This is a genomic window from Bradyrhizobium sp. CCBAU 11361, from assembly GCF_028128935.1.
Lineage (GTDB): Bacteria > Pseudomonadota > Alphaproteobacteria > Rhizobiales > Xanthobacteraceae > Bradyrhizobium > Bradyrhizobium niftali.
Map to the genome: position 1 here is coordinate 1 of NZ_LBJZ01000190.1, position 16,649 is coordinate 16,649.

Below are 16,649 nucleotides of genomic sequence, written 5' to 3' on the forward strand. Positions count from 1 at the left end.
CCGGCCAGTGGCGGCTCACTGCGGCGTTCGGCCAGTGCGGGCGCGGGCCGGCGTACTTCGTCGGCGAAGGACGGGCGCGCGGGCCGCGGCGGCGGCTCGGGCATTTGCGGCTCGGGGTGATCGAGCATTTCGGGCCGCGGCGTCTCGTCGGCCCAGCCGCCGGCATCCGGCGTTGGGGCGAGGCGCGGCGGTTCGGCGGAGTTGGAACGCTGCGGAAGCTGGTCGCGGCCGGGCGCGGCGCGCACGATGTTGGGCTCGACGACGATGTCGGTCGGGCCGCCGATCATCAGGAGATGTTCGACATTGTCGCGCCGGACCAGCACCAGGCGGCGCCGGCCGTCGACGGCGGCGGCATCGATCACGGCGAGCCGGGGCATCCGGCCGCGCTGGGTGTTGGCGCCGAGCCGGCTGCTGGCGAATCGGCGAACCAGCCATGCAGCGACGCCGATCAACGCCAGAACGACGATGAACGCGACGATGAAGGTGATAGGGCTGCCTTGCATACTTGTCCCCGAGAAATGGCGCTCTTCTCGTGCCCATGGTCAGACGCGCCAACCACCGGCCTACGATGCCCCAAACTGCGATTTCTTAACGTCCCACGGCAAGTTTTGCCGTCCCCAACTCTTAATAACCTATGAATCGCTCGATCCAAAATGACTTCTTGGGCTGAGCATGTACCGCCAAGCGATTGGGTTAATGCCACTTTTGGAGGCGTAGAATCACGGGGGAACGAATTCCTGTCCCGGTGCGGGACATGCATCTGTGGCATCCTTAACCACCTGTTAACCATACAGGCGGCAAATTCTGCCTAGCTTCGGACCTGGATCCGGAGGAGGCGGAAGGAGCCGCGACGATGTCCATCAACGACCTCCCGGTGCTGTCGGCGCTTCGCACCAAGATGCAGTGGCATCAGGAACGCCAGCGCGTCCTGTCCGAGAACGTCTCCAATTCCGACACGCCCAAATTCCGGCCGCGCGACCTGGTCGAGCCGAAGCTCGACAAGGCTGGCGCGGTCACGGGGTCGATGGGCCCGCTGGCAATGACCGTCACCAGCGCGTCTCACATGACGCCATCGGGGGCGGCCTCGGGTTTCGACCAGAACAAGAATGCGGGCTTCGAGACACGCCCTGCGGGCAACGCCGTCAATCTCGAAGAGGAGATGATGAAGGCCGCCAGCAACCAGATGGACTACGCGGCGGCGACCTCGCTCTATTCGAAGAGCCTGCATCTGCTCAAGACCGCGATCGGCAAGGGCTAGAGCATGATCCCGGAACGGAAGAGCTAGAGGAGGCGCATCATGGCGAATGACAGCAGCGACTTTGCCCGCTCGATGGCGATCGCGACCTCCGGCCTGCGCGCGCAGGCCGGACGCATGCGGGTGATCTCGGAGAACATCGCGAACGCGGATTCGACCTCGCAGACATCAGGCGGCGATCCCTACCGGCGCAAGGTGCCGACCTTCTCCTCCGCGCTCGACCGCACGCTCGACGCGCAGGTCGTCACCCTCGGCAGGATCAAGCCGGACCAGTCCAACTTCCGCACCAAATACGAACCGAACAATCCGGCGGCGGATGCCACCGGCAACGTCAAATATCCCAACGTGAACTCGGTGGTCGAGATGACCGACATGCGCGATGCGCAGCGGTCCTACGAGGCCAATCTCAACATCATCAGTGCGACGCGCCGGATGATCCAGCGCACGCTCGACATCCTCAAGAGCTGAACAGGACATTTGAGCCATGGCATCACCGACAATCGCAGCCAACGCCTATGCCAACCTCGCCCGGGTGCTGGAGAACAGCGGCGCCGGCAAGGGCAGCGAAGCGAGCGGGCAGTCCTTCGCCTCGCTCCTGAAAGACGCCGTCGGCAGCGTCATGGAGTCCGGCCGCAAGTCCGACGCGCAGACGGTGGCGATGGCCGCCGGCAAGGCCAACGTGATGGACGTGGTGACGGCGGTCGCCGACACCGACGTTGCCGTCTCCACGCTGGTCTCGGTCCGCGACCGCGTGATCTCGGCGTATGAAGACATCATGAAGATGCCGATCTGATTTTCGGCCCTGCTCGCTCCCGATCGTCATTGCGAGCGTAGCGAAGCAATCCAGAAACTTTCCGCCACGGCAGTCTGGATTGCTTCGCTTCGCTCGCAATGACGGGGGAGAGGGCATCGGTTCCTCGTCGCGGTGGCGGGGATGAAGCTTGAACAAGGAATTCTGCAATGACCGGACCCGAGACCCTTGACGTCGCGCGCGATGCGATCTGGACGATCGTGATCGTGTCGTCGCCCCTGATGGTGGTCGGCCTCGTGGTCGGCGTGATCGTGTCGCTGTTCCAGGCGCTGACGCAGATCCAGGAGCAGACGCTGATCTACGTGCCGAAGATTCTGGCCATCTTCGCCACAATGCTGTTGGCGCTGCCGTTCATGGCCGACGCGCTCCACGCCCACATGCTGCGGATCTCGTCGCGAATCATCGGCGGCTGAGGCAAGATGCGTCGTGCGGTGGATTTGACATTCGCCCTGGGGGCTCCGCGAGTCGCGTTGGCGAATGTCAAATCCAATAGCCGCACGACTATTGATATTTGCGAATGCCTCTTTGGCTCCAACATTCGCAAAAGTGCCTGCCGCGATGGCGTGCGAATGTTGGAGCCGAGGCATTCGATTATGCGCATCGACGTCTCGCTGCTGCCGGCGCTTGCGGCGGCCTTCATGCTCGTCTTCGCCCGGGTCGGCGCGATGGTGATGCTGCTGCCGGGCCTGGGCGAGACCAACATCCCGACGCGGATAAAGCTGTCGATCGCGCTGCTGCTCACGCTGATCATCCTGCCGCTGCATCGCAGCGCCTATCAGGTCGACATGGGCTCGCTGGCGCCGCTGCTGGTGCTGATGCTGCATGAAATCGCGATCGGCATCGTGCTGGGGGCAACCGCCCGCGTGACGTTGTCGGCGCTCCAGGTCGCGGGTTCCGTGATCGCGCAGCAGATGGGGCTCGGCTTCGTCACCTCGGTCGATCCGACGCAGGGACAGCAGGGCGTGCTGGTCGGCAACTTCCTGACCATGCTCGGGGTGACGCTGCTGTTCGCCACCGACAGCCATCATCTGGTGATCGCGGCGCTGAACGACAGCTATGCGATCTTCTCGCCGGGCGAGACCGTGTCGAGCGGCGATGTCGCCTCGCTGGCGACACGCGCCTTCGCCGCCGCGTTCCGCCTCGGCTTGCAGCTCTCCGGACCGTTCCTGGTGTTCGGCCTCGTCTTCAACATCGGGCTCGGCGTGCTGGCGCGGCTGATGCCGCAGATGCAGGTCTATTTCGTCGGCGTGCCGCTGTCGATCTTCGTGGGCTTCCTGGTGCTCGCCGTGGTGCTCACGGCGATGATGGGCACATTCCTGGATTACTTCATCGGTGTCATGCACCAGATGATGCCGCTCAGGTAACGGGGGATCGATGGCGGAAGACAACGATCCAGACAGTCAAACAGAAGACCCGACGCAAAAACGCCTCGACGAGGCGCTCGAACGCGGCGACGTCGCCAAGAGCCAGGAGATCAACACCTGGTTCATGATCGCGGGCGGCACGCTCGTGGTCTCGACCTTCTCGGGCTCGGTGGGCAGCGGCCTAGTGACGCCGATGCGCAACCTGCTCGCCAATTCCTGGATGATCAAGACCGACGGCCGGGCCCTGCTCGCGCTGATGCAGCAGATCGAATTCGCCGTGCTCGCGGCGGTCGGCGTGCCCCTGCTGATGCTGGTGCTGGCGGCCATCGCCGGCAACATGCTCCAGCACCGCCTGGTCTGGTCGGCCGAATCCCTCAAGCCCAAATTCAGCAAGCTCTCGCCCGCAGCCGGCTTCAAGCGCATCTTCGGCAAGCAGGCGGCCGCGAACTTCCTGAAGGGCCTCGGCAAGCTGATCGTGCTCGGCGCGGTCATGGCCACGATCCTGTGGCCGGAGCGGCATCGCATGGAGGCGATGGTCAGGCTCGATCCGGCCGCCATGCTTGGCGCCACCACCAGCTTGACCATTCATCTGCTCGGCGCGGTGGTCGCGGCGCTCGCGATCATCGCCATAGGCGACTACTTCTTCCAGTACCGAAGCTGGTTCCAGCGGCAGAAGATGTCGCTCCAGGAGATCAAGGAAGAATTCAAGCAGTCCGAAGGCGACCCGCACATCAAGGGCAAGATCAGGCAGCTGCGGCAGCAGCGCGCCAAGAAGCGCATGATGGCGGCGGTTCCCAAGGCCTCCGTGATCATCACCAACCCGACCCACTATTCGGTGGCGCTGTCCTACGAGCGCGGCATGCAGGCGCCGATCTGCGTCGCCAAGGGCGTCGACAATCTCGCCTTCAAGATCAGGGAGATCGCGCGCGAGCACGACATCCCCATCGTCGAGAACGTGCCGCTGGCCCGCGCGCTCTACGCCACCGTCGACATCGACCAGGAAATCCCGACCGAGCACTACCATGCGGTCGCGGAGGTCATCGGCTACGTCATGCGCCTGAAGCACGGATTCGGCGCCGGGCGAGGATAAAATGCCCGAAAAGTACCGGAAATGGCCGTAATCTGGGAATCAGCGTACCTTTCGCCCTTGCTGCCCTTGCGCCTGCGGGTCCGATTCAGGCAGGGAGGACCCCACGCGCCCCGTAGCGCGTTGATTCTCTGCCGACAGGCTGTGCCAGCTTGAAATGACCGCCGAGACCGACCACGACCTCACACGCGAGCCCGTTGCGGCGCACGAGCCGTCGCCGCGCTCGGGCAGCATTGCGCTGGTGCTGCTGGTGGCCGCCGGCCTCGTCGCCGTCGCCGTCGGGCTGATGACGCTCGGGCGCGCGCAGGCGCAGCCTTATATCCTCGGCGTCCTCGCCGTGCTGGCGATGGTCGGCCTGTTCAACCTGTTCGCCTTCGCCGCCGGCATCATCCGCTTCGTCGACCGTAGTCTCGACGACCCCGTGATGGGACGGATCGCCGATCACGCCTTCGACGGCCTGGCGGTCACCGATCCGCGCGGCCATGTGGTCTATTCCAATGCGGCCTATCTGACCTTGACCGGTGCCACCGGCCCGCAGGACGTGCGCCCCGTCGAGCGCGTCTTCATCGGCAATCCCGACGTCTCCGAAGCCGTGTTCCGGCTGCTGAAAGCCGCCCGCGAAGGCAAGCGGCAGCAGGAAGAGGTGCGCATCTCCGGCCATGACGGCAGCCAGGGCCGCTGGCTGCGCATGCGGGTGCGGCCGCTCGGCACCGGAAAGCGCGAGGCGAAATACGCGGTGTGGTCGATCGCCGACATCACCCGCGACCGCGAGCGCCAGGAGGACGTGTTCCAGGAGCTCCAGCATGCGATCGAATATCTCGATCACGCGCCTTGCGGCTTCTTCTCGGTCAATCCGGCCGGCGAGCTCGCCTACGTCAACGCGACGCTGGCGAACTGGCTCGACTACGACCTCGCCGAGATCGGCTCGGGCGGGCTGAAGCTCGCTGACATCGTCTCCGGCGACGGCGCCTCGCTGCTCAGCTCGATCGTGGCGGTGCCGGGCGAGGTGAAGACCGAGGTCTTCGACATCGACCTGCGCATGCGCACCGGCAAGACCATGCCGGTGCGGCTCTACCACAAGCTCGCCTTCGGCGCCGACGGCGCGCCGGGGCCGTCGCGCACGCTCGTGATCAGCCGCGCCCGCGACGAGCGCAGCGATCCGGACCGCGCCGCCGAAGTGCGTTTCATGCGCTTCTTCGACCACACGCCGATGGCGATCGCCACCGTCGACCGCGGCGGCAACGTCGTGCGCGCAAACGCGCGCTACGCCAAGCTTGCGCAGGGCCTCGGTCTCGACAGCGCCGGCAAGTCGATCTTCCGCGCCATCAATTCACGTGACCGCCACTTGGTGATCACGGCCATCAACCAGGCCGCCGAAGGCAAGGCCGACATCGCGCCGGTCGAGGTGGCGCTGGAAGGGACCAAGGAGCGCTGGGGCCAGTTCTTCGTCACGCCGGTCGACGCGGCCGAGAACGACGCGGAAGCCGCCATCGTGCACATGCTCGAGACCACCGAGCGGCGCGCGCTGGAGAACCAGATCAACCAGTCGCAGAAGATGGAGACGGTCGGCCAGCTCGCCGGCGGCATCGCCCACGACTTCAACAACGTGCTCTCCGCCATCATGATGGCGAACGACTTCCTGCTGAACGCGCACAAGCCGACCGATCCGTCGTTCCAGGACATCATGCAGATCAAGCAGAACGCGACGCGCGCCGCGACGCTGGTGCGGCAGTTGCTGGCGTTCTCGCGGCGGCAAACGCTGCGGCCGCAGGTGCTCGATCTCGGCGATGCCTTGAGCGACCTCACCATGCTGCTGCGCCGGCTGATCGGCGAGAAGGTCAAGCTCGACCTGATCCACGGCCGCGACCTCTGGCCGGTGAAGGTCGACGTCTCCCAGTTCGAGCAGGTGATCGTCAATCTCGCGGTGAACGCGCGCGACGCCATGCCCGATGGCGGCAAGCTGATCATCCGCACCGCCAATGTCGCCACCGAGGATGCGGGCAAGCTCGCCTACAAGGGCATGCCGGCGGCGGACTATGTGCGCATCGAGGTCGCCGACACCGGCACCGGCATCCCCGCCGACATCCGCGACAAGATTTTCGAGCCGTTCTTCTCGACCAAGGAAGTCGGCAAGGGCACCGGCCTCGGCCTCTCCACCGTCTACGGCATCGTCAAGCAGACCGGCGGCTTCATCTATGTCGATTCCGAGCCGGGGCAGGGCACCTCGTTCCACATCTTCCTGCCGCGCCATCACGCCGAGCCGGAGGTGCAGGTCGAGCAGCCCGCGGCAGTGGTCAGCGCGGCCAATGGTGCTGCGAAGGAAGCCGCGCCCGCGGCGGCCGAAGCGAAGCCGCGCACCGATCTGACGGGACAGGGCACCATCCTGCTGGTCGAGGACGAGGAGGGCCTGCGCGCGCTCAACGCACGTGGCCTGCGCTCGCGCGGCTACACGGTGGTCGAGGCCGAGAACGGCGTCGAGGCCATGGAGATGCTGGAGGAGCAGAGCGGCGCGATCGATCTCGTCGTCTCCGACGTGGTGATGCCGGAGATGGACGGCCCGACGCTGCTGAAGGCGATGCGCGAGAAGAACCCCGACATCAAGTTCATCTTCGTCTCCGGCTACGCCGAGGACGCGTTCGAGAAGAGCCTGCCCGAAGGCCAGCAGTTCGACTTCCTGCCAAAGCCGTTCACGCTCAGCCAGCTCGTGGCGGCGGTGAAGGAGACGATGACGAAGCAGGGGTGAGCTGCGGCACGCCGCTTCCGCATTCTCCGTCATTGCGAGCGTAGCGAAGCAATCCAGACTGTCTCCGCGGAAAGATTCTGGATTGCTTCGCTGCGCTCGCAATGACGGTGGAGAGAGCCGCGCCTCCAAATGGCGGGGAAAAACCGGAATCGCCCTCGTAAACCCGCCGGTAACCGGCGACCATGGCCCCCGCGCGCTGTCCGGCCAAACCCTCGCCAAATATGGGCTTTTGCCACATCCCCGCGACTGAGGGCCGCAGCTACAAGTTCCGAAACCGGCTTCACTTTTCGCGCCGGCTGCCCATCTTAGGGACACGTCCCCATGCCGGGGATTTGGGAAACGAACATGAATTTCTCGCAACGCTCCCGCAGTCTCTTCAAGACGATCGCCGTCGTGCTGGCGCTTGCGCTGCCGACAGCGCTGGCGATCTCGTCCGCCGACGCGCGCGTCGGTGGCGGCATGTCGTCGGGTTCGCGCGGCTCGCGCACCTATTCGGCGCCGCCGTCGACCACGACCGCGCCGGGCTCGGCCTCGCAGTTCAACCGTACCTACACCCAGCCGGGCGCAGGCATGAATTCGGCCGCGGCCGCGCCCGCGCGCGGCGGCCTGTTCGGCCGTGCCGGCGGCTTCATGGGCGGCCTTGCGGCCGGCTTCCTCGGCGCAGGCCTGCTGGGCATGCTGTTCGGCGGCGGCCTGTTCGGCGGCCTCGGCGGCCTGTCGTCGATCATTGGCCTGATCATTCAGATCGCGCTCGTGGTGCTCGTGGTGCGGCTGGCGATGTCATGGTGGCAGCGCCGCCACACGCCGCAGGCGGCTTACGCCAATGCTGATGCTGGTGCCGGTCCGGGACCGCAGACGAACTATCGCAGCGGTCTCGGCGGTGGTGGCTTCGGCTTCGGCGCCAACAACGCGCCGCTCGAAATCAAGCCGGATGACTATGAGGCGTTCGAGCGCCTGCTCGGCGAGATCCAGTCCGCTTGGTCGAACGAGGACGTGGCAAAGCTGCACACGCTCGCGACGCCGGAGATGGTCTCCTATTTCGAGAAGGACCTTGGCGAGAATCGCGCGCGCAACGTCGTCAACAAGACTTCCAACGTGAAACTGTTGCAGGGCGACCTGGCGGAAGCCTGGCGCGAAGGCGAGACGGACTACGCGACGGTGGCGCTGCGCTTCGCCCTCACCGACAAAACGGTCGACCGCAACACCGGCGCGCTCGTCGCCGGCAGCGAGCAGCCGGGCGAAGTCACTGAAGTCTGGACTTTCGCACGCCGGCCGGGCAGCGGCTGGGAATTGTCGGCGATCCAGCAGACCAACTGATCGCGAGCGAATTGAACAATAAGGGCGTCGTGCCTCTGGCACGGCGCCTTTTTCTTTGAGCCGCATATGTCCTGATACGGCCGACCATTTGGGCGAAGCACTTAATTGCTTGTTGCCCATGCAGAGCTCCCGCAATTTCGCGCCTGCCGGTTGGAGAAGGAGATATTCGGTGACTCAGTCTGTCGCGCGCTGCAGGACCAATCACGAAACCATCGCCAGGAATTCGTCCTCGGCGCTGGAGGCGATCGAAACGGCGTACGACCGGATCGAGGCCGAGCGCGACCGCAATTGCTGGATCTATCTCCGCCCGCGGGAGGAGGCGCTCGAAGAATGCCGCAAGCTGGTGGCACGCGCGCGGACGGGCGAAAATCTTCCGCTGCTCGGCATTCCTTTCGGTGTGAAGGACAATATCGATGTCGAGGGAATGCCGACCACGGCCGCATGCCCGGCGTTCAGCTACACGCCCTGGCATTCCGCGCACAGCGTCGAACGCCTCACCGCGGCCGGCGCAATTTGCCTTGGAAAGACCAATCTCGATCAGTTCGCCACAGGCCTGTCCGGCGCGCGTTCGCCCTATGGCCCCTGCGCGTCGGTTGCCGATGCGCGCTATGTTTCGGGCGGCTCCAGTTCCGGGTCCGCGGTCGCCGTGGCGGCCGGGCACGTCGCGTTCGCGCTCGGTACCGATACCGGCGGGTCCGGCCGCATACCTGCCGGCTTCAACAACATCGTCGGAATCAAGCCGACCGTTGGGCTGGTGTCATCGCGCGGGCTGGTGCCGAATTGCCCGACGATCGATTGCGTTTCGGTGTTCTGCAATACCGTCAGCGACGGCGAGGCGATCATCGACATCATCGAAGGGTTCGATTTCGAAGATCCCTACAGCCGCTTGCCCAGGGCCGTTTCTTTCGCCACAGGGACGGCGCCATCGTTCCGGTTCGGCCGCATCGCGTCCGCCGATCTCGAATGCTTCGGCATGCCGGAATGCGGCGAGCTCTATGAGCGCGCCTGCGAGCGTTTCACACAGATCGGAGGGACGGCGATCGAGGTGGACTTCGCCCCGTTCCGCCAGGCCGGGGAGTTGATGTTCAGCGGACCATGGGTCGCGGAGCGGCACTCGGCCATCGCTTCGCTGATGGACATCGATTCCGGCTCCCTGCTCGATGTCACGAGGACCGTGCTGGGCTCAGCCGCCGGCTATTCAGCGATCGACACGTTTGGTGCCATTCACCGGTTGCACCGACTTCGCCGCGACGCCGAGGCGATCTTTGCTGGTATCGATGCGCTGGTGGTCCCGACCGCACCGCGGCCGTTCACACTGGAGGAGATGGATCGCGATCCGATCACCCTCAACAATCGCCTCGGCTACTACTCGTACTTTGCCAATCTGCTCGATCTCTGCGGCGTGGCGGTTCCGAATGCGACATTGCCGAACGGCATGCCCATAGGCGTGACCCTGCTGGCGCCGGCCTGGCATGATCGCGCGCTGATCGGACTGGCGCGGCGGTTCGAGGCCAGCGCAGGCCAAGCGGCGTTCGAATTGAAGTCTGGCGGCTGAAGGGCGGATATTATTCCGCCTGCTGCCCGAGCGTCGAAAGATCCAGGATCGAAATCACGGATCTGTCGTACCTGATCACGCCTTCCTCCTGGAGCCGCGCGAGTTGTACGGTCACCCATTGGCGGGTTGATCCGATGAGATTGGCGAGATCGCCGTGGGTAAACGGCATTCCGACGACGATCTCGCCGTCGCGCTTCACGCCGTAGACGTGCGACAGGAAGATCAACAGGCTATGCAGCCGCTCGGTCACCGAGCGCGTCCCGAGCATCTGGGCCATCGCCGAATAGCATCGCGCCTTGAATGCCAGGGCATCCAGCAGGGCGACGGCGATCGCCGGCGATTCCAGCGCAAGCCGCCGCAGCGCCGGTCCGGGCATGAACGTCAACCGGCTGCGTTCGGCCGCAACCGATGTCCACATGTGCGGGCCCGTTCCGAATATGTCGGGGCCGCCGACGAAATTGCCGGGAAACCAGTAGGCGAGCGTGACCTCGCGCCCCGACGGCGCCGCATAGTAGCTGCGGATGCGTCCCTCGCTGATCAGGTAGATCCCGGCCTGCGTGTCGCCCTGAGACCAAACCAGTTGGCCGGCTTCCAGGGCCTTCTCGCGTCCGATCGCACGCAACCGATTGCAGTCAGCCCGGTTGAGACCGTCCAGCAAGCCGGGCAGCGGCCTGACGAGATTGTCCGACTCTGCCAGCATCACGCCTGCCGCTATCGCGCTATTCGCCCTGTGCATCGCCGGCTCCACCGTGAGACCCGGCATCGATTATTCAAGAACCATGCCAGCGCGCTGCGGGCCTTCTCGATGTCCGAGTTCCGGGCGATCAGCTCGCGTCCGACTGATTGAACGCCCGCAGCCCTTCTGCGCGGATCACGTCGAGACAATCCTTCTTGAGGGAGAGATAGGTTGGCTCGACCATGACAGAACTCGACCGCGGGCGCGGCAGCTTGACCGCGACTTCGCGCAGGATACGGCCGGGGCCCGCGCTCATGATGAGAACGCGGTCGGCCAGCACGATGGCTTCATCGATGTCGTGCGTGACGAACACGATCGTCGCCTTGATCCGGTCGCGCAGCTCCAGCAGATTGTCTTGCATCACCGCCCGGGTCTGCGCGTCGAGGGCCCCGAAGGGCTCGTCCATCAGCAGCACGCGGGGCTGATTGGCCAACGCTCGCGCGATCGCCACGCGCTGTTGCATGCCGCCCGACAGCGTGTTCGGATAGGCGTCGGCGAAACGCTTGAGACCGATCATCGCGATCAGATCGTCGGCGATGGCATTCGCTTCCGTCCTGGACTTCCCAAGCATTCTGGGGCCGTGGGCGATGTTCCTGCGGACAGACTTCCAGGGGAAAAGATGCGGCTGCTGGAACACCATGCCGACATCGGGTCGCGGGCTGTAGACACGCGAGCCCTCGACCATGATGTCGCCTTCAAACGGCACTTCCAGTCCGGCGATCGTGTTGAGCACCGTCGACTTGCCGCAGCCGGAGGGCCCGACGATGCAGACGAACTCGCCGGGCGCCACGTCGAAGGAAACGCGATCCACCGCGATGGTCTGCCCGCGATTGGTGTCAAAAACGATGCTCAGGTTCGAGACTTGAATGGCCGGTTGTTTCCGCGCCGATTCGACCGAGGCTGGCGAACTTGCCAGAGCCAGTTTCATGATCGATCGAGCTCCCGACATCAACGCCACCAGACAGTACGTTCCGCAAGAGCCGAAAACAGCCGATCTGCGATGAACGAAATCAACCCGAGCGCTGCGAGCCCGCCCATGACCTGGCCGGTTTGCAAATTCTGCTGCGCAATCTCGATCCTGTAGACGATGCCGGCGAAAGTGCCTGCAAGTTCGGCCGCGACAAGCGTGTAAAAAGAGATGCTGACGGCGGTGCGCAACCCGACCACGATGTAGGGAAGCGCGCCGAGCAGCACGATCTCCTGGAGCATCTGCCGCCGGGGCGTGCCGAGCATCAACGCCGCCCGAATCAGGCCGCGGTCGACCTTCTGCACGCCGATGTGGGTCGAAAGCCAAACCGTGAAGAACACGCCCCATACGACGAGGAACAGCTTTCCCGCCTCCGACAGGCCGAACCAGAGGATGACGATCGGCACGAAAGCAATCGGCGGAATTGGCCGGAGGATATGGAATAGCGGGGACAGCAGGCTCGACATAACAGGGAATTGGCCGGTGAGGATACCGAGCAGGATGCCGAGCACGCCGCCTACGATGAATCCCGTGGTGACGCGAAAGAGGCTGGCCAGCAGATCGCCAAGGAACTGTCCGCTTCGTATCCATTCAAGGACCGCCGCAGCAACCACCGTCGGCGGCGGAAACAGAACCATGTTGACGGCCCCGGAACGAGAGACCAGTTCCCAGAGGCCGACGAACAGGGGAAGCGAAAGCGCCCCGACCAGAATATTGAGGCGGCGAAGACGGGCTGAATCCGGCCGCCGACCGCCGGTGCGGAGAGCAATCTCCTGTCGTGCTGAAGTGCCATCCTGCATGGCTGTGCGGGTGCCTATTTCCACGAGAGGGTGACGCGTGCGGGGTCGATCTTCTTCAGCGGCTCGGCGACGACGACCTTGCTGAAGTCGGGCATCGCCGCGCCCGGAGGATGGTTGCCGCTCTCGAGGCGCCATGCGGAATGGGTCTTGAGTATCTCGATCAGCCGGTCGTCGAGACGCACCCGGTAGACATAGTCGGCCCAGATGGGAGCGAGGTCGTCCCGCTTCATGCCGACCGCGTCCGCCACGACCGTGATCGCTTCATCCTGGTGTGCCTTCATCCAGACCTCGGCGTCGATCAGTGCGGCGATGAACTTCTCGACCACCGCAGGGTTGGCATCCAGATAGGTCCTCATGACGACGATGTTGAACGTTTCCGAGTAAGTGCCCGTTGTATCGAGCTCAGCGACGGCTTCGCCCAGGGCCTTCTTCGCGTTGGCGATGTGGGGTTCCCAAGTGTCGATTGCGTCGATGCTGCCGGCTGCAAGTGCCGGCAGCATCTCCTGCGGCCGCAGGTTGACGAGGGTGACATCCTTGGGAGTCAATCCCGCCGACTTCAGCAAAGTCGCCGTGTAGACCTCGCTGCCGGTGCCGGCCGTGAATCCGATTCGCTTGCCGCGCAGGTCTGCCTTGGTCTTGACGCCGGCCTTGGCCGCGACGACCGTCTTGAGGTCGGAATATTCCATGCCGGCGACGAAGGCGATGGGCTGGTTTGCCATCGCTGAAGCTGTGACCGGCGCCTCCGCCGTCGTCGCGATGTCGGCGCCGCCCCCGATCACGGTGTCCAGGCACTGCTTGCCGGACGTGAAGTTCGAGACCGTGATGTCCAGTCCGTTCTTTTCGAAAATCCCCTTCGATTTGGCGACGATCGCAAGGCCGGAGATCGGTCCGAGGTTTTGCGCGAGCCGGGCTTTGAGCAATTCCGCGGCCGAGGCGCAGCCCGGACCGATGGCAAGGCAGCAAAGCGCGGCATAGCCGGCAATTGCCGCAATTGGGCGGACGGTGTTCCAGTGCATGACGATCTCCCCTCGCGCCGCGCCCGGCGGCAGCCCCGATGTGATCGCGGATGCCGCCCTGAACGGCTCCGCAACGGCCTCCCGCGTCCTCCCCTGGGCGATCGCTTGAGGATCGGCCCGTGCTGGCATGCTCACCCGGCGCTACGGTCCCGGGAAGCAATTAATCGACACGGCCTTCGGGGCGCCGCTCCCGCGCCGCAGCTCGAGGTGACGCGCGTGCGGCGGATGGCCGCTGGAATGCCGGAATAATGTCCGTCGTGACGGGTTCATGTCAGAGGATCAAAAACGGGCCTGCCAGACGCAACCGCGGGACCAATCGGGAGGATAGGATGAGCATTATTGCCAGGGTCATCGTGCCAGCAGGCGTTGCGCTCGCGGTCTTCGCAAGTCCATCGGTGCGGGCGCAGTCAGCCGACATGACCTTCTTCGTGACCTCGAGCGGGCCGGGCAAGGGCGCCGATCTTGGCGGCCTGGAAGGGGCCGACGCCCACTGCCAGAAGCTCGCGCAATCGGCCGGCGCCGGCGCCAAAACTTGGCGCGCCTATCTCTCGACCCAGGCCGCCGACGGCAAGCCGGCCGTCAACGCGCGCGACCGCATCGGCAAGGGGCCGTGGCAGAATGCGAAGGGCGCGGTCATCGCCAAGGACGTTGCCGACCTGCATGGCCCCGCCAACAACCTGACCAAGCAGACGGCGCTCAGCGAGAAGGGCGAGGTCAACAACGGAGCCGGCGATACGCCGAACCGCCACGACATCCTCACGGGGACGCAACCCGACGGCACCGCATTTGCCGCCGGCGACGACAAGACCTGCAAGAACTGGTCGTCGAGCACGCAAGGTGCTGCGGTGGTCGGCCATGCCGACCGGCGGGGCCTGCGCGACGACGAGCCGTCGAAATCGTGGAACAGCTCGCATCCCTCGCGCGGTCCCGATGGCGGCTGCTCGCAGGCCGACTTGAAGAGTACGGGTGGCGACGGGCTGCTGTATTGCTTCGCGGCGAATTGAGGCGCGGAACACCGTCCACCGTCATGGAGTTCGTGGTTGCGTGCTACACTTGCCGCAACGCAATCACGGACCCCTCCCATGAAATACGAACTCTACTACTGGCCCGAGATTCAGGGCCGCGGCGAATATGTGCGGCTGGCGCTGGAGGAGGCGGGTGCGGCTTACGTCGACGTCGCGCGCGGCCCGCGCGGCACGGCTGCGATGATGAAGATGATGGACGCGCATGAGGGCACGCCGCCGTTCGCGCCGCCGTTCCTGAAAGCCGGCAAGCTCGTCATCGGCCAGACCGCCAACATCCTGCTCTATCTCGGCGCCCGCCACGCCCTTGCGCCGAAGACGGAAGCCGGCCGGCTCTGGGTGCACCAGCTCCAGCTCACCATCACCGACTTCGTGCTCGAGGTCCACGACACCCATCATCCACTTGGGCCCTCGCTCTATTACGAGGACGCGCGGCCCGCAGCGAAGAAGCGCACGGCCGAGTTCTGGAGCGAGCGCGTGCCGAAATATCTCGGCTATTTCCAGCAGCTGCTCGTCGGCAATGGCGGCACTTACGTCACCGGCCGCCGGCTGACCTATGTCGATCTCTCGCTGTTCCAGATCGTCGCCGGACTGCGCTATGCGTTCCCCAGGCGCATGAAGGCGTTCGAGGCAGACATCCCGGGCCTCGTCGGCCTGCACGATCGCGTTGCGGCGCGTCCGAACATCAAGGCCTATCTTGCGAGCGAGCGCCGCATTGCCTTCAACGAGCAGGGCATCTTCCGCCGCTACAAGGAACTCGATGATTAGCCGGCCCAGAGGGAGTCCGGCGGCAGCCCCCGTTCCGGACCGGCCGTTTCGGGCGATGCGCGCTCACCACACGCCGGACACGCGAAAAACCCGATCGACCGGATCGGGCGCTTCACTGGGAAAAGGATCGATCAGGCGAGCTGATCGATCCGCGTGCCCTGGCCCGGCGGCAGCGGCACCGGCGGCTGCGGCTTGTAGGTCGGGTCGGCGTCTTTGGTCTTGGCCTGATCGTCCTGCTGCTTGGTCGTGTCGTAGCTCGGGACCACGATCGCGATCGGCGGCGGCGCAACGGTAGAAACGCTCATCCACAAATCCTCACACATGGAAGCAAGTGACCTTGCCCCGCGAGGAGCGAAATTTCCTTCAAGCCAATCGTTAAAATGCGAGGGATCTGGTGCGGTGTGCTGCGCTCTCTTGTGCGTTATCGAACTATGTCTGAGAGACGACGCGATCTCTCCTCGTCATTGCGAGCGTAGCGAAGCAATCCAGTCTGTCTCCGCGGAGGGATTCTGGATTGCTTCGCGGAGCCTGTCATCGGGCCGCGCTTCGCGCGGACCCGTTGGCTCGCAATGACGGCGTGTGTGGCGGGCGACGTTACGACGCGCGTAGGGCGCGCCTGCGGTACGACGCCTCTACTCGTCCTTCGGCCGCGTGATCGCGATCGACGCTTCCGTCTTGGTGCGCGAGCAATCCATGTTGAGGCGCTTGAAGCGCATCGACACCTTGTCGCCGCGGAGCAGGCCCATGCGCTTCAGGCAGCGCGTCGCGCCCTTCGCGGTGTCGTCCTTCGGCACCGTGAAGATGATCGCGGCGGTGGACGCGACGAGGTCATAGAACTGCGGCGTCGGCTTGCGGTCGCCCTTGGCATAGAGCTCGTTGGAATAGTTCTGTCCCTGCGCACGGCAGCCGAGCGACAGCTCCTTCGCCGCCGGGTGGGTGAGGTAGATGATGTTGGCGGCCTTGAAGTTGACCTTCAGCCTGTCGACGCCGCTCGCGAGCTGCTTTGCGATGTCGTCGCACTGGTCCGCGCGGGCGGGCGAGGCGAGGGTCACAAGTCCGGTGATGGCGGCGGCGACCAGGATCGCGCCGCGGAAGTTCGGTTTGAAAATCATGATGAAAAGCCCCTTAGGGCGCGCATTCAACCTTCGTCGCGCGCCGAGCGCAAGGGGTGGACGCAAGGCCTGCCGGGCACGATCATCACCACCTGC

18 protein-coding genes are annotated in these 16,649 nt (G+C 64.9%); 11 read left to right on the forward strand and 7 right to left on the reverse strand.

What is annotated here, in order from left to right:
* Positions 1–503: flagellar biosynthetic protein FliO (locus XI08_RS29960; protein WP_271577146.1), on the reverse strand; the 503-nt coding region annotated here is incomplete at its 3' end.
* Between the two features lie 350 nt (positions 504–853).
* On the opposite strand from XI08_RS29960, the gene flgB reads away from it, so the two are divergent.
* The 9 genes from flgB to atzF all read left to right on the forward strand — a co-directional run bounded on the left by flgB (position 854) and on the right by atzF (position 10,132).
* A complete protein-coding gene (flgB, locus tag XI08_RS29965; RefSeq protein WP_027548526.1) occupies positions 854–1,258 on the forward strand; it encodes a flagellar basal body rod protein FlgB in 405 nt (134 codons plus the stop codon).
* A 39-nt stretch (positions 1,259–1,297) separates the two neighbouring features.
* Positions 1,298–1,723: a flagellar basal body rod protein FlgC gene (gene flgC, locus XI08_RS29970; protein WP_014494020.1), complete on the forward strand. Its 426-nt coding sequence runs from the start codon at positions 1,298–1,300 to the stop codon at positions 1,721–1,723.
* Positions 1,724–1,739: 16 nt separating this feature from the next.
* Complete coding sequence (gene fliE / locus XI08_RS29975; RefSeq protein WP_011088556.1) at positions 1,740–2,048, forward strand: flagellar hook-basal body complex protein FliE; 309 nt, start codon at positions 1,740–1,742, stop codon at positions 2,046–2,048.
* A 167-nt stretch (positions 2,049–2,215) separates the two neighbouring features.
* Positions 2,216–2,479: a flagellar biosynthesis protein FliQ gene (fliQ, locus tag XI08_RS29980; protein ID WP_018321865.1), complete on the forward strand. Its 264-nt coding sequence runs from the start codon at positions 2,216–2,218 to the stop codon at positions 2,477–2,479.
* A 180-nt stretch (positions 2,480–2,659) separates the two neighbouring features.
* Entirely contained in the window at positions 2,660–3,430 is a 771-nt protein-coding gene (gene fliR / locus XI08_RS29985) for a flagellar biosynthetic protein FliR (protein ID WP_027548528.1), read from the forward strand.
* A gap of 10 nt (positions 3,431–3,440) precedes the next feature.
* On the forward strand, positions 3,441–4,520 hold the full coding sequence (gene flhB / locus XI08_RS29990; protein ID WP_271577147.1) for a flagellar biosynthesis protein FlhB: 1,080 nt from the start codon (positions 3,441–3,443) through the stop codon (positions 4,518–4,520).
* Positions 4,521–4,674: 154 nt separating this feature from the next.
* The gene (cckA, locus tag XI08_RS29995; RefSeq protein WP_027548530.1) at positions 4,675–7,260 is read left to right on the forward strand and encodes a cell cycle histidine kinase CckA; all 2,586 of its coding nucleotides are present in this window, start codon (positions 4,675–4,677) and stop codon (positions 7,258–7,260) included.
* A 321-nt stretch (positions 7,261–7,581) separates the two neighbouring features.
* Positions 7,582–8,577, forward strand: a complete 996-nt coding sequence (locus XI08_RS30000) for a Tim44 domain-containing protein (RefSeq protein ID WP_092191892.1) — start codon at positions 7,582–7,584, stop codon at positions 8,575–8,577.
* Positions 8,578–8,746: 169 nt separating this feature from the next.
* Entirely contained in the window at positions 8,747–10,132 is a 1,386-nt protein-coding gene (gene atzF / locus XI08_RS30005) for an allophanate hydrolase (RefSeq protein ID WP_271577148.1), read from the forward strand.
* 10 nt (positions 10,133–10,142) lie between these two features.
* On the opposite strand, the gene XI08_RS30010 is transcribed toward atzF, so the two are convergent.
* The 4 genes from XI08_RS30010 to XI08_RS30025 form a co-directional block, all read right to left on the reverse strand.
* Positions 10,143–10,868, reverse strand: coding sequence for a Crp/Fnr family transcriptional regulator (locus XI08_RS30010; RefSeq protein WP_271577149.1), 726 nt, complete (start codon positions 10,866–10,868; stop codon positions 10,143–10,145).
* Between the two features lie 88 nt (positions 10,869–10,956).
* Positions 10,957–11,796, reverse strand: a complete 840-nt coding sequence (locus XI08_RS30015) for an ABC transporter ATP-binding protein (RefSeq protein ID WP_271577150.1) — start codon at positions 11,794–11,796, stop codon at positions 10,957–10,959.
* Positions 11,797–11,816: 20 nt separating this feature from the next.
* The gene (locus XI08_RS30020; RefSeq protein ID WP_271577280.1) at positions 11,817–12,635 is read right to left on the reverse strand and encodes an ABC transporter permease; all 819 of its coding nucleotides are present in this window, start codon (positions 12,633–12,635) and stop codon (positions 11,817–11,819) included.
* 14 nt (positions 12,636–12,649) lie between these two features.
* Positions 12,650–13,651: an NrtA/SsuA/CpmA family ABC transporter substrate-binding protein gene (locus XI08_RS30025; protein ID WP_271577151.1), complete on the reverse strand. Its 1,002-nt coding sequence runs from the start codon at positions 13,649–13,651 to the stop codon at positions 12,650–12,652.
* 329 nt (positions 13,652–13,980) lie between these two features.
* Between XI08_RS30025 and XI08_RS30030 the strand changes: the two genes are divergently transcribed.
* Together XI08_RS30030 and XI08_RS30035 are read left to right on the forward strand one after the other, a co-directional pair.
* Positions 13,981–14,655 (forward strand): lectin, encoded by a 675-nt coding sequence (locus tag XI08_RS30030; RefSeq protein ID WP_271577152.1) that lies wholly within the window; start codon positions 13,981–13,983, stop codon positions 14,653–14,655.
* A gap of 78 nt (positions 14,656–14,733) precedes the next feature.
* Positions 14,734–15,441, forward strand: coding sequence for a glutathione S-transferase (locus XI08_RS30035; RefSeq protein WP_271577153.1), 708 nt, complete (start codon positions 14,734–14,736; stop codon positions 15,439–15,441).
* A gap of 131 nt (positions 15,442–15,572) precedes the next feature.
* Here XI08_RS30035 and XI08_RS30040 read toward each other — a convergent pair whose 3' ends face one another.
* Positions 15,573–15,746: a hypothetical protein gene (locus XI08_RS30040; RefSeq protein ID WP_198033894.1), complete on the reverse strand. Its 174-nt coding sequence runs from the start codon at positions 15,744–15,746 to the stop codon at positions 15,573–15,575.
* Between the two features lie 327 nt (positions 15,747–16,073).
* On the reverse strand, positions 16,074–16,553 hold the full coding sequence (locus tag XI08_RS30045; protein WP_271577154.1) for a hypothetical protein: 480 nt from the start codon (positions 16,551–16,553) through the stop codon (positions 16,074–16,076).
* Positions 16,554–16,649 lie beyond the last annotated feature (96 nt).